23 protein-coding genes are annotated in these 25,955 nt (G+C 72.7%); 4 read left to right on the top strand and 19 right to left on the bottom strand.

The genetic code is table 11. The features are described from left to right. Positions 1-92: 92 nt before the first annotated feature. Complete coding sequence (locus TR49_RS18220; RefSeq protein ID WP_042382962.1) at positions 93-569, bottom strand: SAM-dependent methyltransferase; 477 nt, start codon at positions 567-569, stop codon at positions 93-95. A gap of 113 nt (positions 570-682) precedes the next feature. Here TR49_RS18220 and TR49_RS18215 point away from each other — a divergent pair, with 113 nt between their 5' ends. Then, on the top strand, positions 683-1,318 hold the full coding sequence (locus TR49_RS18215) for a TetR/AcrR family transcriptional regulator (RefSeq protein ID WP_042382961.1): 636 nt from the start codon (positions 683-685) through the stop codon (positions 1,316-1,318). Between the two features lie 13 nt (positions 1,319-1,331). On the opposite strand, the gene TR49_RS18210 is transcribed toward TR49_RS18215, so the two are convergent. Further along, the gene (locus TR49_RS18210; protein WP_042382960.1) at positions 1,332-2,195 is read right to left on the bottom strand and encodes a Sco1979 family transcriptional regulator; all 864 of its coding nucleotides are present in this window, start codon (positions 2,193-2,195) and stop codon (positions 1,332-1,334) included. Between the two features lie 344 nt (positions 2,196-2,539). Between TR49_RS18210 and TR49_RS18205 the strand changes: the two genes are divergently transcribed. Then, positions 2,540-3,064: an ATP-binding protein gene (locus TR49_RS18205; RefSeq protein WP_042382959.1), complete on the top strand. Its 525-nt coding sequence runs from the start codon at positions 2,540-2,542 to the stop codon at positions 3,062-3,064. 130 nt (positions 3,065-3,194) lie between these two features. Here the strand turns inward: TR49_RS18205 and TR49_RS18200 are convergent, their stop codons facing one another. Next, complete coding sequence (locus TR49_RS18200) at positions 3,195-3,431, bottom strand: DUF397 domain-containing protein (RefSeq protein ID WP_042382958.1); 237 nt, start codon at positions 3,429-3,431, stop codon at positions 3,195-3,197. Positions 3,432-3,816: 385 nt separating this feature from the next. Between TR49_RS18200 and TR49_RS18195 the strand changes: the two genes are divergently transcribed. Continuing rightward, the gene (locus TR49_RS18195) at positions 3,817-4,662 is read left to right on the top strand and encodes a sirohydrochlorin chelatase (RefSeq protein ID WP_042382957.1); all 846 of its coding nucleotides are present in this window, start codon (positions 3,817-3,819) and stop codon (positions 4,660-4,662) included. Here TR49_RS18195 and TR49_RS40065 read toward each other — a convergent pair. The 10 genes from TR49_RS40065 to TR49_RS18145 all read right to left on the bottom strand — a co-directional run bounded on the left by TR49_RS40065 (position 4,623) and on the right by TR49_RS18145 (position 18,128). Continuing rightward, positions 4,623-5,351 carry a hypothetical protein gene (locus TR49_RS40065; RefSeq protein WP_052434397.1) on the bottom strand — a complete coding sequence of 243 codons (729 nt, stop codon included), beginning with the start codon at positions 5,349-5,351 and terminating at the stop codon, positions 4,623-4,625. The genes TR49_RS18195 and TR49_RS40065 overlap by 40 nt on opposite strands. Then, entirely contained in the window at positions 5,348-6,373 is a 1,026-nt protein-coding gene (locus TR49_RS18185) for a LacI family DNA-binding transcriptional regulator (protein ID WP_152627330.1), read from the bottom strand. Before TR49_RS18185 ends, TR49_RS40065 begins: the two co-directional genes overlap by 4 nt. 11 nt (positions 6,374-6,384) lie before the next feature. After that, positions 6,385-7,602 (bottom strand): MFS transporter, encoded by a 1,218-nt coding sequence (locus TR49_RS18180; protein WP_052434395.1) that lies wholly within the window; start codon positions 7,600-7,602, stop codon positions 6,385-6,387. Beyond that, complete coding sequence (locus TR49_RS18175; protein WP_084724989.1) at positions 7,602-8,690, bottom strand: LacI family DNA-binding transcriptional regulator; 1,089 nt, start codon at positions 8,688-8,690, stop codon at positions 7,602-7,604. The genes TR49_RS18180 and TR49_RS18175 overlap by 1 nt, the downstream gene beginning before the upstream one ends. Before the next feature lies 1 nt (position 8,691). Continuing rightward, entirely contained in the window at positions 8,692-10,407 is a 1,716-nt protein-coding gene (locus tag TR49_RS18170; protein WP_042382956.1) for a glycoside hydrolase family 13 protein, read from the bottom strand. Positions 10,408-10,484: 77 nt separating this feature from the next. Then, positions 10,485-11,435: a sugar ABC transporter permease gene (locus tag TR49_RS18165; protein ID WP_042382955.1), complete on the bottom strand. Its 951-nt coding sequence runs from the start codon at positions 11,433-11,435 to the stop codon at positions 10,485-10,487. Continuing rightward, positions 11,432-12,436 carry a carbohydrate ABC transporter permease gene (locus TR49_RS18160; protein WP_042382954.1) on the bottom strand — a complete coding sequence of 335 codons (1,005 nt, stop codon included), beginning with the start codon at positions 12,434-12,436 and terminating at the stop codon, positions 11,432-11,434. Before TR49_RS18160 ends, TR49_RS18165 begins: the two co-directional genes overlap by 4 nt. A 121-nt stretch (positions 12,437-12,557) precedes the next feature. Then, a complete protein-coding gene (locus tag TR49_RS18155; protein WP_042382953.1) occupies positions 12,558-13,847 on the bottom strand; it encodes an extracellular solute-binding protein in 1,290 nt (429 codons plus the stop codon). Between the two features lie 226 nt (positions 13,848-14,073). Next, positions 14,074-16,911: an FAD-binding and (Fe-S)-binding domain-containing protein gene (locus TR49_RS18150; RefSeq protein ID WP_042382952.1), complete on the bottom strand. Its 2,838-nt coding sequence runs from the start codon at positions 16,909-16,911 to the stop codon at positions 14,074-14,076. A 530-nt stretch (positions 16,912-17,441) separates the two neighbouring features. Continuing rightward, positions 17,442-18,128, bottom strand: coding sequence for a hypothetical protein (locus tag TR49_RS18145; RefSeq protein ID WP_042382951.1), 687 nt, complete (start codon positions 18,126-18,128; stop codon positions 17,442-17,444). Between the two features lie 265 nt (positions 18,129-18,393). Between TR49_RS18145 and TR49_RS18140 the strand changes: the two genes are divergently transcribed. Further along, complete coding sequence (locus TR49_RS18140) at positions 18,394-20,154, top strand: hypothetical protein (protein ID WP_052434394.1); 1,761 nt, start codon at positions 18,394-18,396, stop codon at positions 20,152-20,154. A gap of 63 nt (positions 20,155-20,217) precedes the next feature. On the opposite strand, the gene TR49_RS18135 is transcribed toward TR49_RS18140, so the two are convergent. The 6 genes from TR49_RS18135 to TR49_RS18110 form a co-directional block, all read right to left on the bottom strand. Then, a complete protein-coding gene (locus TR49_RS18135; RefSeq protein ID WP_042382950.1) occupies positions 20,218-20,796 on the bottom strand; it encodes a GTP-binding protein in 579 nt (192 codons plus the stop codon). 70 nt (positions 20,797-20,866) lie between these two features. Continuing rightward, on the bottom strand, positions 20,867-21,604 hold the full coding sequence (locus TR49_RS18130) for a bestrophin-like domain (RefSeq protein ID WP_042382949.1): 738 nt from the start codon (positions 21,602-21,604) through the stop codon (positions 20,867-20,869). Then, on the bottom strand, positions 21,605-21,916 hold the full coding sequence (locus tag TR49_RS18125) for a hypothetical protein (RefSeq protein ID WP_042382948.1): 312 nt from the start codon (positions 21,914-21,916) through the stop codon (positions 21,605-21,607). 182 nt (positions 21,917-22,098) lie between these two features. Then, positions 22,099-22,542, bottom strand: a complete 444-nt coding sequence (locus TR49_RS18120) for a DUF742 domain-containing protein (RefSeq protein WP_042382947.1) — start codon at positions 22,540-22,542, stop codon at positions 22,099-22,101. A 5-nt stretch (positions 22,543-22,547) separates the two neighbouring features. Further along, a complete protein-coding gene (locus tag TR49_RS18115; RefSeq protein WP_042368463.1) occupies positions 22,548-22,955 on the bottom strand; it encodes a roadblock/LC7 domain-containing protein in 408 nt (135 codons plus the stop codon). After that, positions 22,952-25,630, bottom strand: a complete 2,679-nt coding sequence (locus TR49_RS18110; RefSeq protein ID WP_052434393.1) for a sensor histidine kinase — start codon at positions 25,628-25,630, stop codon at positions 22,952-22,954. The genes TR49_RS18115 and TR49_RS18110 overlap by 4 nt, the downstream gene beginning before the upstream one ends. Positions 25,631-25,955 lie beyond the last annotated feature (325 nt).

The following is a 25,955-nucleotide window of genomic DNA, read 5'->3' as shown; positions in this document are numbered from 1 at the left end:
GGGGCACCGTGGGCCGAGGCAGCGCGGGAGGAGCTCCCCGAGCCCCCGCGGGCTGCCTCGGCAAGTGAGCCCGAGTCAGCCGCCTGCCCTGCCTACAGGTAGTACTCCCCCATCAGCTCGGTCGCCCACGCGGGCTGGCGGGTGCCGCCGCGCGGGCCGAACTCGTCCATCCAGGGCTTGAGGTCGAGCACGGGGGTGCCGTCGATCGCGTCGAGGCCGCGGACGGTCAGGTCGAGGCCGTCGACCTTGACGATTTCGCAGCGGGAGACGCCGAGGCGGTTGGGGCGGTTCTTGCCGCGCTGGGCGAAGATGCCGACCAGGGGCCAGTCCTCGCGGCCGCGTGGGTGGCGGGCGCCGGTCTCGGTCTTCGAGTCCGGGACGAGGTGGAACAGGAAGACGACCTCCAGGTGCGAGAAGTCGGCGAGACCCGCGAGCGCCTCCGGGCCGTACTGGGCGGCGTCGAGGCGGATCACCGCCTCGACCGAGCCCCAGTGGTCGTCGCGGACCTCGTCCCGGCCCCCGACGACATGGCCGATCGGGGTCAGCGGAAGGGTCGGTTCGCTGCTCATACGCACTGCTCCGAACGGGGGTGGAAAGGAGCGGCCGCACAGGCCCCCCGTGCCCGCGAACCGCATGTGACCCGCGCGTATATTGACGCCAGGCCAATGAGCGCGGGAGCACCATGTCACCACGGCGTGCGGCAGTCAACGAAGTCATGCGGGCCCGGTCCCGCGAGCGCATCATGCAGGCGGCCGTGGAGCTCGTGGACCGGCGCGGCTTCACCAAGGTGACCCTCGGTGACATCGCGGAGCGTGCCGGTGTGGCGCGCGGTCTGGTGTCCTACTACTTCCCCGGCAAGCGGTTCCTGCTGCAGACGGCGATGCACCGGCACATGCACCTGACCCTGGCCGCCGCCCTGCGGCCGCTGGACGATCCGGCGAACCCGCACTACTCCCAGGACCCGGACCTCTGGCTGGCCACCGCGATCGACGCGGTCACCGGTCTGGCCGTGGACCGGCCGACGCTGATGCGCACGCACCTGGCGCTGATCCTGGCGCCGCTGGACGGCGTCTTCGTCCAGGACGAGGAGCAGCAGGAGCTCGGCCGACTGCTGCAGGAGGTGCTGCGGCGGCGCGGCTCCGCCGATCCCGGAGCCGAGCACGCAGTGCTGCGCAGCGCGTTGATGGGCGCGTGCATCGGCATGCTGCTGCCGGGCGCGGAGGCGCCCCCGGAGCTGATCCGCGCGGATCTCTTCGCCCGCTACGGACTCGACACCGCGCTGGGCCCCCGCGCGCCCCACGTACCCGCCGAGGGCTGACGTTGAGGCCGGCTCAGGCCTCCTTGAGCAGACCCGACAGCAGGTCGACCGTCTGCTCGGGGGTGAGGCTGTCGACGCTGAGCCGCTCCATCACCTGGATGTAGGCGTCGACGTCGTCGCGCTTGTCGAGGTACAGCGCACTGGTGAGCTGCTCCAGGTAGACGACGTCGGGCAGGTCCTGCTCGGGGAAGCGCAGGATCGAGAAGGCGCCCGTCTCGGCGGCGTGGCCGCCGAAGCGGAACGGCATCACCTGAAGCACGATGTTGGGCAGCTCGGAGACCTCGATCAGGTGCTGGACCTGAGCGCGCATCACGTCCCGGCCGCCGATGGGGCGGCGCAGCGCCGCCTCGTCGATGACGGCCCACAGGCGTGGGCCGGTGCCCTCGGTGATCATGCGCTGACGGCGCATCCGGAGGTCGACGCGGTGCTCGATCTCCTCGCTCGCCATGTGAGGGCGGTTCAGGCCCATGATGGAGCGGGCGTAGTCGGCGGTCTGCAGCAGGCCGGGGATGAACTGCACCTCGTAGGTGCGGATCAGGGCCGCGGACTCCTCCAGGCCGACGTAGGTCTGGAACCAGTTGGGCATGGCGTCGCTGAAGCTGTGCCACCAGCCGTTCTGGTTCGCCTCGCGTACCAGCGTGAGGAGTTGGCCGCGCTCGGACTCGTCGACTCCGTACAGACTGAGCAGATCCACGACGTCCCGCTCCTTGAAGCTGACGCGCCCCAACTCCATGCGGCTGATCTTCGACTCGGAAGCCCTGATCGTGTAGCCGGCGTCCTCTCGGGAGATGCCCTTCGCCTCTCGCAGGCGGCGAAGCTGGGAGCCGAGGAGGATGCGGCGGACCATCGAACCGCCCCCCGGCTGAACCGTGGTCATTCCGTCGAACCTCCACCCGCTGGCTACAGGGGCCAGTCTGCCACTGTCCGGCACTGTCCGGGCGCGCATCGTGCCCGGTTGTTCACACGTCGGTCAAGATTGGCGCGAGGACATCCCCCGTCCATCGCGCTGTGCAATCACATGATGACACTCTGCACGGGAATCTGCACGTGCATCTGCAAGCAATGCGAATGCACGTGAATCCACTCTTGCATCTGACGTATGCGAAGAGGACCATGGTGCACGTGCACCTGCACGCCCCGAGGCAATCCGCCGAGAACGCCGAGATTCCGCCCCGAACGCCGACAGCGCACGGGGCCGCGCCCGCATGGGAGGAGCTCTTCATGGGCCTGAGCCCGGCGGTGGCAGCGGACCGTGAGTCGATCGTGAGCTGTGCACTGGCACCGCGTCACGAGTCGGTCCGCACGGCACGCGAGTTCACCCGGCTGACGCTCAACCGCTGGGAGCTCGGCGAGCTCTTCGACGACGTCGCCCTGGTGGCAAGCGAGTTGGTGACGAACGCACTGCGTTACGGCCTGCCCTCGGTGGTACCCGAGCAGCGCGGCTCCTGGCCGCGGCGCGGCGCGACGAGCCCGATCGGCGACCGGATGGACGCCGCGGCCGACGTCGCCGTCGCCGAACTCCCGGCGCCGCTGATCCGGTTGAGCCTGGTCCGCAGCGAGCCGCAGGTGGTCTGCGCGGTGAGCGACCCAAGCGAGCGCGGCCCCGTCCCGCGCGAGGCCGACTGGATAGCGGAGTCCGGGCGCGGACTGCATCTGGTCGAGTCCTTCAGCCAGTCCTGGGGCTGGCACCCGATCGCGGTGGGCAAGGTCGTCTGGGCGGTCTTCGAACTCCGCACCCGCGCCTGACCGCGCATGCGGGACGAGAGCGACGAAAGGCGGCAGCCATGAAGAGTTCGATGACCATGAAGAGATAGCGGACGAGGAAAAGGCCCAGGAGCGCGCTCCCGGGCCTTCCTCACAGGTGCACCACAGCAGCTCACTCGGCCAGGTGATCGAACTCCCCGGCCTTGACCCCGTGGAGCAGGGCCACGATCTCCGCCTTGGTGTAGATCAGCGCTGGACCATCGGGGAAGCGGGAGTTGCGCACCGCGACGTCCCCGTCGGCCAGCCGCGCCATCTCGACGCAGTTGCCCTGCGAGTTGCTCATACGAGCCTTCTGCCAGACCACTCCCTCAAGTTCCGTGGCGGCGATGCCGTTGTGGATGCGACGCATAGGTATCTCCCCGGATCGTGCGAGCGGTGCACCATGCAGCGGTCTCACTGCCGGTGATGATATCGCCAGTGCACGTGCACGTGCAGGTGCTTATGCGTGTGCACATGCGTTTACATGAGGTGACAGATTCCTTTACAGCGCAGGGAGTTGACCGCCCGAAACGGGCAAATCCGGGCGGACTGTTGTCGCTCTCGGCAACCGGTGCGCTTCGGCGTGCCAAAAACAGCGCCCATGATCGACAGCATGGAACTCCCCCGTGACGCACAGTCAGTAATCATGTGCTGCTTCCATCTATGTGACGCTGCTCACGCCCATACGGTTCAAACGGCCTGTATAAGGCCACCCGCCTCCCTTCAGGCGAACGGATGACCTACGATCGTCCCCCATGAGCACTGCCGCGACTCCCAGCACGCCGCTGCCCGTCCGTACGCCCAGCGCCCCCGCCAAGGGACGCCACCGCCGCCCCGAGCGCCCTGAGCTGCCCGAGGGCGCGCCCGCGCTGCTGCTTGCGGTCCCCGCACAGCCCTCCACCGAGGCCCGGCAGCTGGCCGAGGAGATCGCCACGCTGATCCGGCTCGAGCAGCCGGGCATCGAGGTCTCCCCCGCGTACCTGACGGCGGGCGAAGAGGACGGCCCCTACACCTGTGTCGGCCTCACAGACGCGCTGACGGCCGCGGTGGAGGCCGGAACGTCCCCGGTGGTCGTTCCCCTCTCCCCCGGCCCCTCCACGGAGCTGGACGCGGTGCTGGCGGCCTTCGAGACCGTGAAGCCGACGGACACCCTCGGCCCGCACCCGCTGCTCGCCGAGGCCGTCCACGTGCGGCTCAGCGAGGCCGGCCTCGCGCGCGCGGACCGCGCGCGCCTGTTCGCCATCAACACCTCCGCCGACGGCATCGTCCTGGCCGGCACCGGCGGCCCCGAGGCGCTGGAGCTGGCCGAGGTCACCGCGGTCCTCCTCGCCGCCCGCCTCGCCGTCCCGGTCGTCGCGGCCTCCCTGGACTCCGCGGAGTCCGTCGCCGCGGCGGTCGCCCACCTCCGCGACACCGGCTGCACCCAGCCCGCGCTGGCGCCCTACCTGCTGGGCCCCGAGGTCTCCGGCGACGCCCTCAAGGCCGTCGCCGAGGCCATCGACTGCGCGTCGGCGGAGCCGATCGGCGCGTACGCGTCCGTCGCGCGCCTCGCCCTCGGCCTCTACCTCCGCGCCCTCGGCATCGACGCCGAAGGCCTGTAAGGCCTCGCAGCACTGACGCAGGGAGTTGCAGACCGGTCTCCGACCACCGGCAACTCCCTGTCGTTCAGCACGAGTTCCGCCATCCATCCGAGACGGCGAAAGCACGCGTAGGCCTCGGAGCGCCGCGACTCCCGGCCCAACCGCGCCACCGTCTCACGAAGCCGCGGCAGAGCGCCCCACAGCAGGACCGCCCGTCCGGCGTCCAGGACGCCGCACGCGCCGAGGTAGCCGGAAACGCAGCCTGCGACCGTTGCGTCCAGGTGGACCAGATCCGCCTTCTCCGCCGCCGGCATGGAAGGGAACGGGCCCGCGTGGGCCGCCCACAGTCTCCGCACCTCGCCGAGCATCGCCTCGTGGCCCTCCGGCCCGGGCCAGCGGTACCCGCGATGCCGGAGCCACTGCACCGCCGTGGGCGAGCGCCGATGCCGCCCGCGCTTCTCCTCACGCCGTAGGACAGCGAACACCGCGTCCTCGGCGATCCACGCCGCCCTGCTGAGCTCCAGCCGCTCCAGCGCCCGCAGCAGCGCGCCCTCGTCCCTGCGGAGGTCTCCCGCGGTCTCCAGGAAGGCCCAGGTCGCCCGGTAGCCCATGGGGCGGTAGCAGGTCACCGCGCAACGCAGGGCCGTGTGACGCCACGCCAGGGGCAACCCGGGGTCGCGGACGCGGCGGGCTTCGGCGGAGAAGCTCACTGGTTGGGGTTGAGCGCGCCCGTCGAGCCGCGGACGACGAGTTCGGGTTGGAAGACGAACTCGCCCCGTTGGGCCGGGTTGCCGCCGATCTCCTCCAGGAGGACGTTGACCGCGGCGGCGCCCATCGCCTCGACGGGCTGGCGGATGGTGGTGAGCGGCGGGTCGGCGAAGGCGATGAGCGGGGAGTCGTCGAAGCCCACCACCGAGATGTCCCGGGGAACGGAGAGGCCACGTGCACGCGCCCCGCGGATCGCACCGAAGGCCATCAGGTCGCTGCCGCACACGATCGCCGTGCAGCCCTTGTCCAGCAGCACGTTCGCCGCGGCCTGGCCGCCCTCCACGGTGAACAGGGAGTGCTGGATGAGATCCCGGCTCTGCGCCTCCGAGAGGCCGAGGACCTCGCCCAGCGCGGTCACGAAGCCCTCCTCCTTCCGCAGCACCGGGACGAAGCGGGAGGGGCCGACGGCGAGGCCGATGCGCTCGTGGCCGAGCCCGGCCAGGTGCCGTACCGCCATCCACATCGCGGCACGGTCGTCGGGGCTGATGAACGGCGCGGCGACCTTCTCGCTGTAGCCGTTGATCATCACGAAGGGGACGCCCTGGCCCTGCAGCCTGTCGTAGCGGGCCGTGTCGGCCGTGGTGTCGGCGTGCAGGCCGGAGACGAAGACGATGCCGGTGACGCCGCGTTCGACGAGCATCTCGACGAGCTCGTCCTCGGTCGAGCCGCCGGGCGTCTGCGTGCAGAGCACGGGCGTGTACCCGTAGCGGGTCAGCACCTGCTCGATGACCTGGGCCAGCGCCGGGAAGATGGGGTTGCTGAGCTCGGGCGTGATCAGCCCGATCAGCCCGGCGCTGCGCTGGCGCAGACGCGTGGGGCGCTCGTAGCCGAGCACGTCGAGGGCGGCGAGGACCGACTGCCGGGTCGCCGCCGCCACTCCGGGCTTTCCGTTCAGCACACGGGAGACGGTGGCCTCACTGACCCCTGCCTGCGCCGCGATGTCCGCCAACCGCGCTGTGTTCACGGCACCGAAGCCTATTGCACGGACAACCGTTCGCCTGCTGTTTCGTCGACCGAGAAGGGGACGGATCGGCGCGGGAGCCGCGCCGAGAGCGCCAGCGCGACGAGCGCGGCCACGGCCGGGACGTGGTAGCCGGTGCCGGCGGGGGCGTGGTCGACCAGCCAGCCGCCCGCCGCGGTGCCGCCCGAGATGCCGACCAGCAGGCCGGTGGTGGTCCAGGTGAAGCCCTCCGTGAGGCGCTCGGCGGGGACGAGTTCGGCGACCAGGCCCATGCTGGTGGACATGGTGGGGGCCGTCGCGAAGCCCGCGACCAGCAGCGTCGCGGCGACCTGCCACAGCCCGTCGGCGAGCGGCAGCGGGGCGAGCGTCACCGCCATCGCGGCGAGCGCCCAGCGCAGCCGGAAGACCGCCGGTCCGCGCGGCTTCCACAGACCGAGCAGGACCCCGGAGAGCGCCGAGCCGAGCGCGTAGCAGGCCAGCACCGCACCTGCCGCGGCCTTGTGGCCGTGGGCCTGGGCGAAGCCGATGGTGGTGATCTCCATGGTGCCGAAGACCGCGCCGGTCGCCGTCAGCATCAGCACGAGCGCCGCGACGCCCGGCGAGCGCAGCGCGCTGCGTCCCAAGGACGTGGCGGCGTGCCCGGCCGGGGGCGGCTCGGTGCGGCGCTGGGTGGCCAGGGCGAGGACGCCCACCAGGGAGACCAGACCGGCCGTCAGGTAGCCGGCCAGGGCGGAGACGCCCGTCGCGAGCGCCGTCGCGGCCAGCGGGCCGAGCACGAAACAGAGTTCGTCGACGACGCCCTCGTAGGCGTAGGCGGTGTGCAGCACCGCCTCGTCACCGCGGTGCAGGAACGCCCAGCGGGCGCGTGCCAGCGAGCCGGTGTTGGGGCCGAGGCCGCTGACCGCGCAGGCGAGCAGGTAGACCCAGGTGAGCGCGTGCAGCTCCAGCGCCGCGAGGACGCCGAGTGCGCCCAGCGTGGCCAGCAGGACCGCCGGGACGGCGACGCGGGTCTGGCCGTGGCGGTCCACCATCCGGGCCTGCCAGGGCCCGGCGAGGGCGACGGTGACCAGCGCCGCCGCGCCGCCCAGACCCGCCAGGCTGTAGGAGCCGTGCAGCGAGGTGACCAGCAGGGTCGCGGCCAGCGAGGCCATCCCGGAGGGGAACCGCGCCACGAGCACGGCCAGCGTGAAGCCGGCCGCGCCGCGCGGCGCGAACAGGGCACGGTAGGACATCAACGGCCGCCGGACGAGGGACCGGCCCCCGTCGAGCCGCGCACGACCAGTTCGGGCTGGAAGACGAACTCCGCGCGGTGCGCGGGCGTTCCGCTGATCTCCTCCAGCAGCGCGTCCACCGCCGCCTGGCCCATCGCCTCGACGGGCTTGCGGATGGTGGTGAGCGGCGGGTCGGCGAAGGCGATGAGCGGGGAGTCGTCGAAGCCGACCACGGAGACGTCGCCGGGCACCTCCAGCCCGCGCTGCCTGGCCGCGCGGATGACGCCGAAGGCCATCAGGTCGCTGCCGCACACGATCGCGGTGCAGCCCTTGTCCAACAGGCGCGCCCCGGCGGCGTGCCCGCCCTCGACGGTGAACAGCGAGTGCTGCACCAGATCCCGGACGGCCTCCTCCGAGAGGCCGAGCAGCTCCTGCGCGGCCTCGGTGAAGCCGGTGAGCTTCCGCGCCACGGGCACGAAGCGGGTCGGACCGACGGCCAACCCGACCTTCTCGTGGCCGAGTTCGGCGAGGTGCCGGATCGCCATCCACATCGCCGCCCGGTCGTCGGGCGAGACGAAGGAGGCGTCGATGCGCTCACTGAAGCCGTCGATCAGCACGAACGGCACGCCGCGGCCCGCGAGCCGGGCGTAGCGCTCGTGGTCGGCGCTGGTGTCGGCGTGCAGGCCGGAGACGAAGACGATGCCGGTGACGCCGCGCTCGACCAGCAGGTCGACGAGCTCGTCCTCGGTCGAGCCGCCGGGCGTCTGCGTGCACAGCACGGGCGTGTAGCCGTGCCGGGTCAGCACCTGCTCGATGACCTGGGCGAGGGCCGGGAAGATGGGGTTGCTGAGCTCCGGGGTGATCAGCCCGATCAGCCCGGCGCTGCGCTGGCGCAGCTTGACCGGCCGGTCGTAGCCGAGCACGTCCAGGGCGGCCAGCACGGTCTGCCGGGTGGTGCCGGAGACGCCCGCCTTGCCGTTGAGCACGCGCGAGACGGTCGCCTCGCTGACACCGGCCTGGACGGCGATGTCCGCCAGCCGGGCCGGCGCCTGCTGGAGGACCGGCGGGGGCCCGGCCTGCGGCCGACCACCCTGTGCGGGAAGGGTCATCTCAGAGGGACCACCAGACGGTCGTGTCGGCCGGGACCACCGTCTCCTCGCCCTCCCGGACCGGCTCCTCGCCCGAGGTGAGCAGCAACCGCCCAGGCACGGGCAGCGCCAGCCGGACGGGCGAGGAGCCGGTGTTGGCCACGCAGACGAAGGCACCGTCCGCATGGGTCCGGCGGAAGGCCAGCGCCCCGGCGGGAGCGTCCAGCCACTCGACGCCGTCACCCGCGCCCAGCGCCGGGTGCGCGGCCCGGATCGCCAGTGCGGAGCGGTACAGCTCCAGCGTCGAGGTCGGGTCGCCGGACTGCACCTCGACGCTGAGCTCGGCCCACTCGGCCGGCTGCGGCAGCCAGCTCGGGCCGCCCGAGGCGGGGCCGAAGCCGTAGGGCGCCTCGGCGCCGGACCACGGGATCGGCACGCGGCAGCCGTCACGGAAGCCGTCCTGGCCGCTGGCGCGGAGGAAGGACGGGTCCTGGCGCACCTCGTCGGGCAGGTCGGTGACGTCCGGCAGGCCCAGCTCCTCGCCCTGATAGACGTAGGCGGAGCCGGGCAGGGCCAGCATGAGCACGGTGGCGGCACGGGCGCGGCGCAGGCCGAGCTCGCGGTCCCCGGGGGTGCGGATCTGAGTGGCGTCGGTCGGCGGGTTGGCGAACCGGGTGGCGTGCCGCGTCACGTCGTGGTTGGAGAGCACCCAGGTGGCGGGGGCGCCGACGGGGCGCATCGCCTCCAGCGTCAGGTCGACCACCTCACGCAGCTTCTCGGCGGCCCACGGGGTGGCCAGATACTGGAAGTTGAAGGCCTGGTGCAGCTCGTCGGGGCGGACGTAGTTGGCGGTGCGGGCCACCGTCGGGGTCCACGCCTCGGCGACGAAGATGCGCTCGCCCGGGTACTCGTCCAGGATGGGCCGCCAGGAGCGGTAGATCTCGTGGACGCCGTCCTGGTCGAAGAAGGGCATGGTGTCGTTGCCGAGCAGCTTCAGCTGGTCGTGCATGCCGAGGTCGGGCAGGCCCTTGGCCTTGACCAGGCCGTGGGCGACGTCGATCCGGAAGCCGTCGACGCCGAGGTCCAGCCAGAAGCGCAGGATGGAGCGGAACTCGTCGGCGACGGCCGGGTGGTCCCAGTCGAAGTCCGGCTGCTCGGGCGCGAACAGGTGCAGGTACCACTCCCCGGGCGTGCCGTCCGGCTCGGTGATCCGCGTCCAGGCCGGGCCGCCGAAGATGGACTCCCAGTCGTTGGGCGGCAGTTCGCCGTTCTCGCCCTTGCCCGCGCGGAAGTGGAACCGCTTGCGCAGCGCCGAGCCGGGGCCCTCGCGCAGCGCCTGCTGGAACCACTCGTGCTGGTCCGAGCAGTGGTTGGGCACCAGGTCGAAGATCACCCGCAGGCCCAGCGCGTGCGCGTCCTCGATCAGCCGTGCGGCGTCGCCGAGTTGGCCGAACATCGGGTCCACGCGGCGGTAGTCGGAGACGTCGTAGCCGGCGTCGGCCTGCGGGGAGGCGTAGAACGGGGAGAGCCAGACCGCGTCCACCCCCAGGTCCCGCAGGTAGGGCAGGCGCGAGCGGATGCCCGCGAGGTCGCCCATGCCGTCGCCGTTCGCGTCGGCGAAGCTGCGCGGGTAGACCTGGTAGATCACCGCGTCACGCCACCAACCGGTTCTCTGCGGCGCGGGCTCGCCTCCACCACTACGGGCGGACTGGGCCGGAACGACGAGATGCTGGGTCATGGGATCCCTTGGGTGCGAGAGCTGCGGGAGAAGTGACTGGTGGTCAGATTACGGGCGGGGCCGGAGGACCGGCTCGATCAGCCCTTGGTCCCGCCGGAGGTGAGGCCGGTCACCAGGTGCTTCTGGACCAGGTAGAAGAAGGCGGCGGCCGGGATGGCGATCAGCACGCCCGTCGCGGCCAGGTAGTTCCACTGCGAGTTGTACTGGCTGACGAACTGCTGCAGGCCCACGGCGAGGGTGAACTTGTCCGGCGAGAGCAGGAAGTAGGACGCGAAGGCGACCTCGCCCCAGGCGGTGAGGAAGGTGTAGAACGCCGCCACCGCCAGGCCCGGCCGGGCCAGCGGCAGGATCAGCCGCCAGAAGGTGCCGAAGGGGCTCAGCCCGTCGATGCGTCCGGCCTCGTCGATCTCCACCGGGATCGTGTCGAAGTAGCCCTTGAGCAGCCAGGCGCAGTACGGCACGGCCGTGGTGCAGTAGACCAGGATCAGGCCGGGGTAGGTGTCGAGCAGCTTGGTGTTGGCGAGGATCTTGTACAGCGGCACGATCAGCACCGACACCGGGAACATCTGGGTCAGCAGGAAGGTGTACATCAGGCTGCCGCGACCCAGGAACCTGATCCGGGAGACGGCGTAGCCGGCGCTGGCGGCGACGAGCACGCCGACGACGGTGGTGCCGAGGGCGACGATGGTGGAGTTGCCGAGCCAGGTGAAGAAGTCGGTGTGGTTCAGCACGTGGTCGTAGTTGGAGAACGACGCGTGCGCGGCGATCCGCTGCGGGTGCTGGTAGTCGTACTCGCCGGGGCCGAGGGAGACGTAGGCGACCCAGGCCACCGGGAAGGCGGCGATGAAGGCCGCGACGGCGAGCACGGAGTGCAGTCCGACCGAGGCGAGCGGCCCGCGCCTGCCCCGGCCGCGGCTCTTCCTGGCGCTCCGGCTGTCCGGGGTGGTCCGGCCGTCCTTGGCGCTCCGGCTGTCCGAAGTGGTCCGGCCGTCCTTGGCGATCGTGCTGTCCGAAGTGGTCTGGCTCATGCCTGCGCTCCCTGCATGCGCCGGATCCAGCGCCGGTAGAACTCGGTGAAGACGATGAGGATGGACAGGCACAGCACGCCGACCGTCGCGGCGCCGGCGTAGTCCATCGGGTTCTGGCCGAAGAAGAGCCGGTACGAGTAGGTGACCAGGATCTGCACGCTGTCGCCGTTGGTCGAGCCGAACAGCAGGAAGATGACGTTGAACTGGTTGAAGGTCCAGATCACGCCGAGCAGGATCAGCGTGCTGCTGACCGGACGCAGGCCGGGCAGGGTGACGTGGCGGAACCGCTGCCAGGGGGTCGCGCCGTCCATCTCGGCCGCCTCGTAGAGCTCCGTGGGGATGGCCTGCAGGCCGCCCAGCATGGAGATCATCATGAACGGGACGCCGACCCAGACGTTGACGCCGATCGCGGCGATCTTCTGCCACAACGGGTCGCTCAGCCACTCGGGTTGGCCGAGGCCGAGGGCGCCGAGGAGGTGGTTGACGGCGCCGCCGTCGGAGAGCAGCAGCCGCCAGGAGAAGATGGTGACGAAGGTCGGCACCGCCCACGGCAGCACCAGCAGCACCCGGTAGAAGGTGCGGCCGCGCACCTGCCGGTTGAGCAGCACCGCGAGGCCGAGACCCAGCGACACGGTGATCGCCACACAGCTGACGGTCCAGATGATGGTCCACCAGAAGTGGGGCCAGAACTGGTTGTCGGGCCCGGAGAGGATGTCGACGTACTGCTTCAGCCCGACCCAGCTGAACGTGTCGGGGATCTTGTTGACCCCGATCGTGTGGCCGACGTTGAGGCTGGTCGCGTCGGTGAAGGTGTACATGATGCCGAGGACCAGCGGGTAGCCGACCAGGACACCGAGGATCACCACGACCGGGGCGCACATCGCCCAGGCGTACCAGAACTGGTCGTAGGAACGCCGGATCCGGCGCAGCGGGCCTGTGCGGCGCCGCGGCTCCTCGGACCGGCCTGGCGTGGCGGCTTCCGCCGGCGCGGCCACGGTCATGCTGACACCTCTTCGCACGTCACAAACGGGGCGAGTACATCTGGGAAGCTGTTGCTGGGGCCATGCGGGGCGGCCGGCCGACCGCCCCCACCCTCAAGGAGGCAGTCGGCCGGCACGGGGATCACTGCGCGGCGTAGTCCGGCAGCAGCTTCTGGGCCTGCACGGTGGTGTTGCTCATCGCCTGCTGGACGGTCTCCTGGCCGCTCAGCATCTTGGTGAGCTCGGTGCCGAACGGGCCGTACAGGTCGCTGTAGTGGGCGACGGGCTGACGCGGCACACCGGCGCTGAGGATGGCCTGGAAGTCGGCGATGCCCGGGTTGGACGTGACGGCCGAGGTGTAGGCGTCCTGGCGGGTCGGCAGCGTGTCGTTCTTGGTCGCGATGGTGACCTGCGACGCGGCGGAGGTCATGAAGGCGATGAACTTCTCCGAGGCGGCCTGGTGGGCGGCGTCCGAGCCCGCGTAGGCGACCAGGTTGTGGCCGCCGATCGGGGCACCGGCCTTGCCGGCGGAGCCGGCCGGGACGACCGCGACACCGAGGTTGGCCTTGTCGGCGAAGGCGGCGCCCTTGAAGACGTTGCTGGTCTCCCACGGGCCCTGGATGATCGAGGCGACCTTGCCGCTCTCGAAGGCGTCCATGATGTTGGTGTAGCCGTTGGGCGTGGTGTCGAGCTTGGACACGCCGGGGGCGGTCACCAGGGCCTTCAGGGTGTTCATGCCCTTGATCGCGGCGGCCGAGTTGAACTCCAGCTTCTTGCTCGACGCGTCCAGCATGTCGGTGCCCTCGCCGTACAGGAACGGCATGGCGTAGTACGAGGCCGGGTTGAAGGCGAAGCCGTCGACGCCGTCCTTCTGCTTGACCAGCGCGGCGTCGGCCTTCAGCTCGTCCCAGGTCTTCGGGGCGGCGGTGATGCCGGCCTTGGTGAAGAGGGCCTTGTTGTACATCAGGCCCAGGGTGTCGGTGACCTCGGGCATGCCGTAGAGCTTGCCCTGGTAGGTCGCCTGCTGGATCAGCTGCTGCTCGAAGGAGGACTTCTGGGCGGCGGCCGGGGTGCCGTCGAGCGGGGCCAGGAAGCCCTGCTGGGCGAAGCCGGCGAGCCAGCCCACGTCGGAGCGGAGCACGTCCGGCGCGCCCTTGCCGGCGGAGGCGGCGGCGGTGAACTTCGTCTGCGCATCGGCGAACGGCACGCTGACGTAGTTGACCTTGATGGTCGGGTTGGCCTGCTCGAACTGGGCGACCAGGGCCTTGTAGGTCGGAGCCTCGTTCGTGGCGTCCGAGGTGTCCCACCAGGTGATGGTGACCGGGCCGCTCGCGGCGGTGTTGCCGGAGGCAGACCCGCCGGAAGAACCGCAAGCGCTTGCAGAAACCGCTATCGCCGTCGCCAGAACGGCCGCCGCAATGCCACGACGCATCGTGCACTCCTTCAGGGGTGGGATGCCCAGAGCCGCACTGCCGCTGGGCTTGGGGAGGAACGTAACAGCGACGCAAGCGCACTGGAAAGTCCTTGCAGCAATTTTCTGCAAGACAGCGTGATCGTTACCTGCGCGTGTCTACCGTGTTGCGGCAAGACGACCACGGCCGCACGGCATGGGGGCGCCGCGCGGCCGGTCAGAGCCTTGTGGTGGTTACTGCAAGCCGCTACGAACGGTCGTTCCCGTCCTGTCCGCAAGGCCGCTCCCACACCTCGCGAAGCAACTGCGCGAGGTGCAAGGCCTTGCGGCCGTCGGCGAGCTGGGCGATCTGGGTGCGGCAGCTGAACCCGTCCGCCAGCACGCGGGCGCCCGGTTCGGCGCGCAGCGCCGGAAGCAGTACCCGCTCCGCCGACGCGACGGAGACCTCCTGGTGCCCGCGCTCGAACCCGAAGTTCCCGGCCAGGCCGCAGCAGGACGGCGGCAGCCGCCGCACGTCCAGCCCGGCCCGCGCGGCCACCCGCTCGTCGGCGCCGGTGCCGAGCACGGCGTGCTGGTGACAGTGCGTCTGCGCGAGCGCGTCACGCAGCTCGGCGCCCGCCTGCGGCATCCGGTCGAGCGGCGCCTCCTCGTCCAGGAACTCCGCGAACGTGCGCACGCGCGCCGCGAGTCGGGCGGCCTCCGGGTCGTCGGGCAGCAGCCGCGGCAGCTCCTCTCGCAGCGCCGCGGCGCAGCTCGGCTCCAGCACGACCACCGCAGGCTCGTCCGGCGTCCGCGCGAGCAGGCGCACGGTGCGGGTCATGGTCCGCCGGGCGACGTCGAGGCGACCGGTGCTGACGTAGGTCAGTCCACAGCAGACGGGACCTGGCGGCAGCAACGGCCGGAAGCCGAGCTGCGCCAGCACGGCCGCCCCCGCGTGCAGCACGTCGGGGTCGAGGTGGTTCCCGAAGGTGTCGGGCCAGAGCAGCACCGGCCGGCCGGTGCCGGGCGGCTCGTAGGAGCGGACGAACGACCGGGCCGGGACCGGCGGCAGCGGCCGCTCCGGGGCCGTTCCCGCCACGGCACGGGCCACGGCCGCGAGCGGTCGCGCGCGCAGCGCGAGGCGCGCCGCCCGGCCCGCGCCCGGGACCGCGTGCAGCAGGCGGAGCAGCCGCGGCAGACCGCCGAGCGCGTAGTGCACGCGCGGGCGCAGCCGACGACGGTAGTGCCGGTGCAGGAACACGGACTTGTACGTCGCCATGTCGACATGGACCGGGCAGTCGCTCGCGCAGCCCTTGCAGGACAGGCAGAGGTCCAGCGCGCCCAGCACCTCGCGCGAGCGCCAGCCGCCCGTGATCGGCCCCTCCCCCGTCACCGTGCCGCGCAGCATCTCGCCCAGCAGACGGGCCCGGCCGCGGGTCGAGTGCCGCTCGTCGCGGGTCGCCGCGTAGCTCGGGCACATCACGGCCGCCGGGTCGTCCGCGACGCAGGCCCCGACGCCGACGCAGCGGCGGGCCCCGTCGGCCAGCGGCAGCGCGCGCGGCAGGCCGGGCTGCCGCAGATCCGCGTCGATCGGACGCGGCTGCGTGAGGTTGCCCGGGTTGAGCAGGCCCGCCGGGTCGAAGAGGGCCTTGAAGCGGTCGAAGAGCGCGAGCACCTCCGGCGGGTACATCAGGCCCAGCAGCTCCGCGCGGGCCTGCCCGTCGCCGTGCTCTCCCGAGAGCGAGCCGCCGTGGCGCACCGCGAGCGTGGCCGCCTCGGTCAGGAAGCGCCGGAAGCGGCCGTCGGCCGGGGTGTCCAGCGGGAAGTCGAGCCGCAGATGCAGGCAGCCCTCGCCGAAGTGCCCGAACGGGGTGCCGTGCAGGCCGTGCTCGGCGGTCAGCGCGCGCAGCTCGCGCAGGTAGGGGGCGAGGCGCTGCGGCGGCACGGCGGAGTCCTCCCAGCCCGGCCACGCCTCCTGCCCGTCCGGCCCCCGCGTCGCGGTCCCCGCGGCGGCCTCGCGCACCCGCCACAGCGCCCGCTGCCCCGCCGCGTCGGCGACGACGGCCACGTCCGCGCCCTGCCCGCGCACGGCGCGCTCGACCGTGCGGGCATGGTCGCCCGCCGCTGCCTCCAGGAACAGCCACCCGCCGCCCTTCGGCAGCAGCGCACGCGCCGCAGCGGACCGGATCAGATCCGCGCCCATCCCCTCCGCGGTCAGCGGCTTGAGCGGCAGCAGCTCGACGACGGCCTCGGCCGCGGCCGTCTCGTCGGCGTACCCCGCGACCACCAGCTCCGTACGCACGGGGCGCGGGACGAGGTCGACGGTCGCCCCGAGCACGACGGCGCAGGTCCCCTCCGTACCGATCAGCGCCCGCACGAGGTCGAAGCCGCGCTCGGGCAGCAGCGCGTCGAGCGCGATGCCGGAGCCGCGGCGCGGCAGCGCGGGGAAGGCCTGACGCAGCGTCATGAGATGTGCGTCGGTGAGCTCGTGGAGCGCCCGGTAGAGCCCTCCGGCCCGGCCGGGCTCGCGCAGCAGCGCCTGCCGCTCGGCGGCCGTGCGCGGGCCGTGGACGGTGAGCTCGGTGCCGTCGGCCAGCAGCAGGTCGAGAGAGCGGACGTTGTCGGAGGTCCGCCCGTAGGCGACGGAGTGCGCCCCGCAGGAGTCGTTGCCGATCATGCCGCCGAAGGTGCACCGGCTGTGCGTGGACGGATCCGGTCCGAACCGCAGGCCGTGCGGCGCGGCGGCCCGCTGCAGCTCGTCCAGCACCGTCCCCGGCCGTACCCGCGCGGTCCGTTCGCGCGGGTCGATCGCGTCCTCGGCGAGCCCGCCGAGCCCGGCGCGGAAGTCCAGCACCAGCGCGCCAGGGCCGATCGCCTGCCCTCCGATACTGGTACCCGCCCCCCGGGCAACGACCGGCACGCCGTGCGCCCTCGCCAGCGCGACCGCGGCCCGCACGTCGTCCACCCCGGCGGGCTTCACCACCCCGAGCGGCACCTGCCGGTAGTTCGACGCGTCATACGCGTACACCCCGCGCTGCGCCGCCCCGAAGTCCACATCCCCTCGCAGGGCGCCCCGCAGTTCCTCTTCGAGCCTCCGGACAGCCACCTGATCATTCTGACCCACCCCGCCCCCCGCTGCGCGGGCCCGGCTGCGCGGGGGGCACCTCCGCTGCGCGGAGACCCCGAGGACCGACGCCTCCGGCCCGGACCGGGCACTCCGGCAGGCCGCTCGGCCGTAAGCCGGGACCGGGACCGGGGCCGGGCACTCCGGCAGGCCGCTCGGCCGGAGGCCGGAGGCCGGACCGGGCACCCCGGACGGCCACTCCACCGGAGGCCGGAGGCCGGGACCGGGGACCGGGACCGGGGACCCCGGACGGCCACTCCACCGGAGGCCCGGGCCGGGCATCCCGGACGGCCACTCGACCGGAGGCCGGTGCCGGACTCCTCGGCCCGATGTGGCGACCGTCCCGCCACGACGGCCTCGCCCGCTTGGGAGCTGACGCCGTGGGTTCCTCCCGACCCGGGCGCGGCCGGAGGTCGGGGCCGGACTCCTCGGCCCGATGTGGCGACCGTCCCGCCACGACGGCCTCGCCCGCTTGGGAACTGACGCCGTGGGTCGTTCCCGGCGTGGCGGGGTCAGTCCTCGACTGCTGCCGCGGCAGCTGCGTGGGTGGCGTCGCACGGGGTGAGGGCCGGGGCGGGCCAGGCGAGAAAACCGTTTCTGCCCTGGACGCCGAAGGCGCAGGCGCCGTTCACGCCTGCGGCGAGGTACTTGCCCGTGCCCAGGCCGCCGATGGCGTTGAGGTCCTGCGCCAGCTGGGCGCCGCCCTCCATGCCGTCCGGCACCGTGGGCGTGCTCGGGCAGCGCACGGACGTCGGGTTCGAGACCGCCGGGGGGCGCCAGTCGACCGCGTAGCAGCGGGCCACGTTGACCTCCTGGCGGCCGCCGAACGCGCCCGTGGTCGCGTGTGCGGTGATCTGGACCGTCAGCAGCATCCCCGCCGGGCCGCGGGAGTCGTCCCGCACCAGGACCGCGCCGAGCCCGCCGCCCACCTGGGCGAACCGCGCCTGCGCGGGCTCGCCGTCGGGGGCCAGCTGGCGCAGCGCCAGCACGAGCAGGTGGGCCCGGCCGTCCGCGGCCTGCGCCGCGCGCGCCGAGGACTGGGCCGCCGTCAGCCAGCCGACGGCCTGGCCGACGAAGGCGACCGCCGCGAACGCCGCCAGGGTGATGGCGAGGCCCAACAGGCGTCGCCACGTCGGCCCCGCCAGCCGCGTGGGCCGCAGCGGAACCACGTCCGGTCCGCCGATCACCGCGTCGCCCATATTCGTGCCGTCACCGCCTTCCGTGGTCTGCCGCGCTCCGTGCTGTGTTGCTCCCGTGAAGAACCATTGTGCGGGTAGCGCAGGGGGTTTGGCGCCGGGGGGTGGTATTCCGCCTTGTCCTGCCCGGCTTCTCCCCGAACCGCCGAGCGCGCACGCGCCGTTCGGCCAGGCGGGCGAACCGCGCGGGCCGCCTTGTCACTCGTTCGCGTAAGGCCGCCGTCACGGCCGGTCGGGCCGCGCACGGTCGGCTACGGTCGGCCTCGCCATGACGACTCGTGCCCTGACGGACCGCCTCGCGGACCGTTCCACGCCGGTGCGGTCGGCGGCGGTCCCGCCGACGCTCGCCCATCGCGTCCTCTCCCTCCTCGCCGTGGTCGCGCTGTTCCAAGGACTGCCGACCCTGCTGCGGGACGAGGCGGTCTCCCGCGTCTACCTCAGCGTCGGCTTCGGGCTGCTGTACGGCGCGCTGCTGGTGCTGGCCCTGCTGGTCGTCGTGGCCCGCGACGACCGCGGGATCCGTCGGCTGGACGCGCTGGTGCTCGTCGCCGCCGTCGCGCGGCTCGGGCTGCAGACGGCCTACGCGACCGGAACCCGCGTGCCGGTCTACCACGACGACGAGGCCGCGCTGGTGACCATGGCGGCGCGTGCCCTCGTCGCCGGAGGCCACGTCTACGGCGTCCACTTCACCGACACGCAACGGCTGTTCCACGTCGGCATGACACCGCTGATGAACGGCGGCACCGCGGACACCTTCGGATACCCGCCGCTGAGCGTGCTGTTGACCGCGCCGTTCACTGCGCACGGGCCGCTCCCGGCGCCGGCCTGGCTGCCGGTGACCGGCCTGTGGTGCCTGGGCGCGCTGGTCGCCGCGGCGGTGCTGATGTTCCGACTGCTGCCCGCGCCGCTGCGGCCCGGCGCGACGGTGCTGCTGTTCGCGATGAGCTGGACGTTCCTGTACGCCCGTGACGGCTACCCGGTGTTCCTGACACTGCCCTTCCTCGTGGTGGTGCTGGCGGACTGGAGCCGGATCGGCGCCGGAGGGCGGCTGGGCCGGGAGGGCGTCGTTTCGGCGTGCTGTCTCGGGGTCGCCGACGCCGCTCACCAACTCGCTTGGTTCCTCACGGTGTTCCTCCTGGTCGGTGTGGTGCTGCTGCGGCGCGGGGAGTTCGGCCGGCTGCGGCCCGCCATCGAGGTGACGGCCCGTTATGCCGCGCTGGCCGCCGGGGTGTTCCTGCTGCTGAACCTGCCCTTCGCCATGATCGACCGCCGCGCGTGGCTGCACGGGGTGCTGTCGGTGCTGACGCAGCACGCCGCGCCGCAGGGGCTCGGCCCGGTCGACATCAGCCTGTGGCTCACCTCCGGCAGCGGCGCCCTCGGCCTGTACTCGACCGCGGCGGCCGCCGCGCTGCTGGCCACCCTCGTGGCGCTGGTGCTCTGGCCGGCCCGGCTGGGGCCCGCACTTGCGCTGCTGCCCTGGCCCTCCTTCTTCCTCTCCACGCGCTCCACCGAGACGTACTTCGTGCTGCTGGCCCCGCTCTGGCTGGTCGGGACGGCCTGCAACGAGCGGGCCCTGTTCGCCACAGCGTGGGCCTGGCGGCCCGCGCCGCTGCGCCGCCGGGCGGTGCGCCTGGCCCTGCCGCCGCTGCTGGCGGTGCCCGCCCTGGTCCTGCTGCTGACGGCCGCCCTCACACCGTCGCCGCTGCGTCTGGCCGCCACCGCCTCCCGCCCGCACGGCAGGCACACGACCCGCCTCACCGGCCTCGACCGGATCACCGCGACCGTGCGCAACACCGGGACGGCGCCGCTCACGCCCGCCTTCGCCGTCAGCGTCAGCGCCTGGCCCGACACCGGCTGGCGGATCGTCTCCGGCCCGGCCGCCGTCCCGCCGCACGGCAGCGCCGTCTACGTGCTGCGCCGCGTCGGCGCCCCGCTGGCGCCCAACCCGGCCGGACGCACGCTGCTGACGATCCTGACCGACCGCCCGATGACGGTCACCAACGCGACGCTCAGGCTCTCGCCGGGCTGACCGCCTGACCGCCTGACCACCCGACCACACCGGCCGCACCGACCGCACCGGCTCACGCCGGGCTCAGCTGTAGACGGACTCCCGCTCGGTCAGCGCAAGTTCGACCACGTGCACCAGGACCTCCTTGACGGAGTCCCGCTCCCGTGCGTCGCAGAGCACGACCGGCACGTGCGCGCCGAGGTCGAGCGCGTCGCGCACCTGGTCCGCCGGGTAGTGCTGAGCGCCCTCGAAGCAGTTGACGGCGACGACGAAAGGGATGCCGCGCCGCTCGAAGTAGTCGACGGACGGGAAGCAGTCCTCCAGCCGCCGTGTGTCGGCGAGCACGACGGCGCCGAGGGCCCCCTGGGCCAGCTCGTCCCAGACGAACCAGAACCGGTCCTGGCCGGGCGTGCCGAAGAGGTAGACCGCCAGGCCCTCCCGGATGTCGATCCGGCCGAAGTCCATGGCGACGGTGGTGGTCGTCTTGCCCTCCACCCCGTGCGTGTCGTCGACGGGACGACCCGCCTCGCTCAGCCGTTCCTCCGTCCGCAAAGGCCGGATCTCGCTGACGGCTCCGACCAGCGTCGTCTTGCCCGCGCCGAAGCCGCCCGCAACAAGGATCTTGACGGCGACGAACGAGCCGTCCCCCTTCGTGCCACGCATCACGCGCGCATCATAGGCAATGCGGACCGGCGTGCGGAACCTCACCCCCCATGTCGCGCGCACCACGCCGCTACTTCGGCACCGTGCCCGCCAACTGCGTGAAGCGTTGCAGGGATTGTGTGTATGCCACCGGTGTCACGTGGACCGGGCCGGTGTACGGGTGGGTCATGTGCAGCACCATCCACACCCCGAAGCCGACCACCGCCCCGACCAGGCCCAGCGCCACCGCCTCGCGCCGGTGGAAGGTGAGGCCCGCGATCGGGGCGTAGAGCAGGACCAGCAGTCCGGTGCAGACCAGCGCGGGATACAGCGGCCACGGCATCGTCGCCCAGGAGTCGGCCAGGCGGACCTGCCGGCTCGTGTAGACGCCGCCCAGGTCGCTGAGCTCCTGCTCGCGGGCGGCCGAGGACGGTTCGGCCAGGACCTGGGCGCGCACTGCGTCGAGCCGCTCCCAGGACACCGGGCTGGCCTGGCCCTTGGCCATCGTGGGCCACTCGTCGTGGATCACCGAGGTCACGTAGGCGTGCAGCAGCGGGCGGGTGTGCGCGTCCGCGTCCGTGTAGGCGGCGTTGAGGGCGCGGGCCTCGTCGAGGGTGTGGCCCCGCGCGGTGTTGAGGTTGGACCAGGAGCCCGCGATGAGGAAGGCGGCGATGAGGACGAAGGAGGACAGGGACGCCGAGCCGAGGAAGGCGAGGGCGCTGCCGGAGAAGACTCCCTCGCGCGAGCGGGCGGTGCGGCCGAAGAGGGCGAGGACGAGCACCGCGAGGGCGAGGCCGACGATCGCGGCGAACAGGAAACCGAGGTCCACTCAGCGTCCCCTTCCGAAGAATTGGTGGAAGGCGCCGGTCCCGGCGGCGACCAGGGCGGGGATGGTGATGGCCACGTAGACGAAGGCGGCCTCGGGAGCGGCGGGCTGGGCGGCGACCTCGGGCGCGGGCAGCGGGCGCGGCACGGCCGTGGCGGCGTGCGTGTGGACGGCCGGGGCCGGTTGGACGTGCACGGGGGTGGGACGGGGCGCCGGCGGACGCAGCAGCGGGCGCGGGTGGGGGTGCGCGGGCGGGTGCGGGTGGACGTAGGCGCAGCGCAGCGCGGGCGGGAACGCCGGCGGCCTGGGCGGCATGTGCGGGCCTCCCGGTCGCACCGGCGGGACGGCCGGGACCGGGGGTGGCGGACAGATCCGTGGCTCCATGCCGCGAAGCTGCCCAGCGCGCCGCGGGCCAGCCCGCGGCGGCGTCCGATTGACCCCTCCGGGTGAGGCCCGGCCCCGATTCGACGAACAGGTGATCCGTGGGCGTGCGCGTGTCAGAGCGCGCGCAGGCCCCGGATCACCTCGCGCAGGATGTCGACGTGCGGCAGTTCCGCCGCCGGGACCGGCCGGGTCACCTCGATCAACTCGGCCTCGAACAGGTCGCCGAGGAGGATGCGGACCACCCCGAGCGGCAGGTCCAGATCGGCGGCGAGCTCGGCGACGGAGAGCGTGCGGACCCGCACCAGCTCCAGGATCGCCTCGTGCTCGGGGTCCTGGGCCTCCTCGTCCGCGCCGCCGGACTCCCGCGGCGCGGGGCTGATCTGGGTGACGAGATCGAACGCCTCGGAGACGGCGTGGCGGGTGCGCCCGCGGGTGAGGGTGTACGGGCGCACCAGCTGACCGAGCTCCGCCTCCTCGGCGTCGTGGTCGGCGAGGGCGTCGTCCGGCTCCTCCTCGAAACCGTCGGCGCCGTCGAAACCGTCCTGCTCCCCCGGCATCGGTCTCACCCCGCCGAGCCCCGCGGATCCGTGCCGAGGTGCTCGCCGACCCGGCGGACCAGCAGGGCCATCTCATAGGCGATCAGGCCGACGTCGGCGTCCGACTCACTGAGCACGGCGAGGCAGCTGCCGTCCCCGGCCGCGGTGACGAAGAGGAAGGCCTGGTCGAGCTCGACCATGGTCTGCCGGACGTCCCCGGCCTGGAAGTGGCGGCTGGCGCCCTTGGCGAGGCTGTGGAAGCCGGAGGCGACGGCCGCGAGGTGCTCGGTGTCCTCCCGGGCCAGCTCACCGGAGGCTCCGGTGGCCAGACCGTCGCTGGACAGCACCACGGCGTGCCGGATCGCGGGCACCCGCCGGACCATGTCGTCCAGAAGCCAGTTGAGGTCGCCGGACGGCTTCGTCGTGGCTGTCATCGGGTGGTTCCTTCCGCAGTCGGTTCTGTGTTCGCGCCAGTGTGGTCATCGGTGGGCGGGGCGGGCTGGGTGCGCCCGCGCTGGAGGCCCCGCTGGAACGAGGCGAAGGTCGCCCGCGCCTGCTCGGGCGTGCGCTCGGAGCGCGGCCCCTCCGGCTGTGCGGGGGCGTCCCCGCTGCGGCGCAGCTGCGGCGCGAGGTTCGCCTGCCGCACGCGGCGGGGCAGTGCGGGCGGAGTGCTTCCGGCCGCGCTGCCGTGGGCGGTCCGTTCCGGGTGGCCGACACGGCTGTCCTCGACGGCGGGCAGCAGTTCGACGGCGAGGTCCTCCTCGCTCAGCACCTCGGCGTCGATCACGTCCGTGCCGACGACCTGGTCCGCCGCGCTGAGGGCGCCGAGGCCGCCACCGTCGAGGACCTCGACGTTTAGCACCTCCTCGACCAGCACCTCGTCCGCCAGGACCTCCTGACGCACGGCCTGCAGGGCCGGGTTGGGCCGCCGCCGCGGCAGGCCGCCGCCGGTGGCCTCGTCGGGCGTGTGCGGGCGCGGTCCGCCCAGGCGGCCCGGGTAGGAGCGCGGGGTCGACGCGAGGCGGCTGCCCGAGGCGCGGCCGGTCTCGGGCGGTGCGTCGCGCAGTCCGCGGGTGAGCGACGCGGGCAGCGCGTACTCGCCCGAGGCGGTGCCGGACTCCGCGCCGGAGACGGACGCCGAACCGGTCCCGGCGGCGTCGCCGGGACGCGGCGCGGCCGGGGTCAGCAGCTCGTGGGGCAGCAGCACCACGGCGGTGGTGCCGCCGTACGGGGAGCGCCGCAGCGAGACGCGGATCTGGTGACGGGCGGCCAGGCGGCTGATGACGAACAGTCCGAGGCGGTCGGTGTCGCCGAGGTCGAAGTCGCCTCCGGTGGCGAGGCGGTCGTTGGCGGCGGACAGCGCCTCGTCGCCCATGCCGAGGCCGCGGTCGTCGATCTCCAGCACGAAGCCGTGCGCGACCTCCTCGCCGACGATCCGCACCTGGGTGTGCGGGGGCGAGAAGACGGTGGCGTTCTCGACCAGTTCGGCGAGCAGGTGGACCAGGTCCGAGACGGCGCCGCCGACGACGGCGACGGGCGGCATCCGGTGGACGCGCACGCGGGCGTAGTCCTCGATCTCGCCGACGCCGGCGCGGACCACGTCGAGGATGCGGACCGGCCGCCGCCAGGAGCGGCCGGGCGCCGAGCCGGAGAGGATGATCAGGCCCTCGGCGTGGCGGCGCATACGGGTGGTCAGGTGGTCGAGCCGGAACAGGTCCTCCAGCTCCTCCGGGTCCTCGGCGCGCCGCTCCATCTCGTCGAGGAGGGAAAGCTGGCGGTGCAGCAGCGCCTGGCTGCGGCGGGCGAGGTTGACGAAGACGGCGGAGACGCCGCGCCGCAGTTCGGCCTGTTCGACGGCGGCCTCGACGGCGGCGCGCTGGACGGCGTTGAACGCGCGGCCGAGCTGGGCCAGTTCGTCGGGCGCGGTCGGTCCGTGGCCGGGCTCGTCGGGAGCGGTGAGCGGCGGGGCCTCGACGGCCACGTCGACCTTCTCGCCCTCGCGCAGCCGTCGCATGACGGAGGGCAGGCGCACGCCGGCCAGGTCGAAGGCGCCGTTGCGCAGCTGGACCAGCTCGCGCACGAGGCGGCGGCCGATGCGCACCGAGATGAAGACGGTCGCGACGACCGCGAGCAGGCCGAGCGCGCCGGCGATGCCGTCGCGCCAGATGACGCCGAGGGCGTAGTCGCGCCCCTGCTGTCCGGCGACGGTGGCGGCCTGCTGGTCGATGTCGCTGAGCCGGTTCAGCACCCGGTCAGCGGTCTCGCGCCACTGCGCGTAGTTGAGCCGGCTGATGTGCTGGGACTCGCCGAGCTGCCCGGAGTAGTCCTCCAGGGCGTTGAGCTCGGAGTAGTCGGAGCTGTCGGCGAAGTCCTGGTAGAGCGAGGCCAGCTGCGCGGGCAGCTGGGTGATGTGGACGCGCAGCAGCAGCTGCTCGGTCGCGGAGGTGGAGAGCATCTCCTGGAACTGGACGGCGCTCAGGTCCGGCTGGAGGTGGGCGCCCTCCTCCAGGGCGTCCTCGCGGGAGATGTACTCGCGGGCGCGGACCAGCTCGACGAGGTTCTGGGCGGTGCGGGCGAGGTCGCCGGCGGGGATGTCGCTCAGGCCCAGGCGCAGGTCGAAGAAGGGGTCCTGGACGTTCGTGTACCAGACGTAGACGCTGAACCAGTCGAGGTAGTGCTGCTGGACGGCGGTGCGCTCCACCTTCAGGGCGTTCACCTGGTCGAGGATCGTCCGCACCGCGTCCTCGGACGGGGCGTTGAGGTCCTTGCGGTGCCCCGCGTCGGTGGCGTGCGCCTCGAAGACCGCGGCGGCCGCGTCCGTCCGCGCCTCCGCGGCCTGAAGGGGCGCCAGCACCGAGGCGGGCACGGTCCTGCCGCTGATCCTGGTCGCGGCGAAGGAGACCGCGGCGCACCGCTCGTCCTGGAGCGCCCGGGAGAGCGTGTCGGCGGGTGCGCCGTACCACTTGTAGTCGTCGACGACCTTGAGCAGGCCCCACACCTGGGTAGCGGAGACCGCCGAGGTGTAGGCCCAGAGACCGGTCAGCGCGATGAGCGGTACCAGGAGCAACGCGGTGATCTTCGCGCGGATGGATCTGCGGCGGAGTCGCATGGGTTCCTCTTGTGGGCCCGGCAGAAACGCCGCGACTCTACTACTTGCGCATGTACCAGTTCGAGCATCGGCCGCCTCATCGAACGCATATTTCGCCTGATCTTCGCCACACGTCGTCACATCTCGTGCACCAAACCAGAACAACTGGCACATATCTCGCGAAATCGCAGCGTGCGGTCGGTTTCTCCGCAACTTGCAGACGCTGGTCGCGCGCAGTGGAAGTCCGGTGAAGCAGCTGGACGCACTCTGGCCACTCTCTGTTTCCGAGAGGTAACTTTCGATCTCGGCCGCCCGCGCCTCGGGGGGCAGGGAGGGAAAAGACCAC

The sequence above is a fragment of the Streptacidiphilus melanogenes genome (assembly GCF_000787835.1).
Classification (GTDB): domain Bacteria; phylum Actinomycetota; class Actinomycetes; order Streptomycetales; family Streptomycetaceae; genus Streptacidiphilus; species Streptacidiphilus melanogenes.
This window is presented reverse-complemented; position numbering and strand designations above follow the sequence as displayed.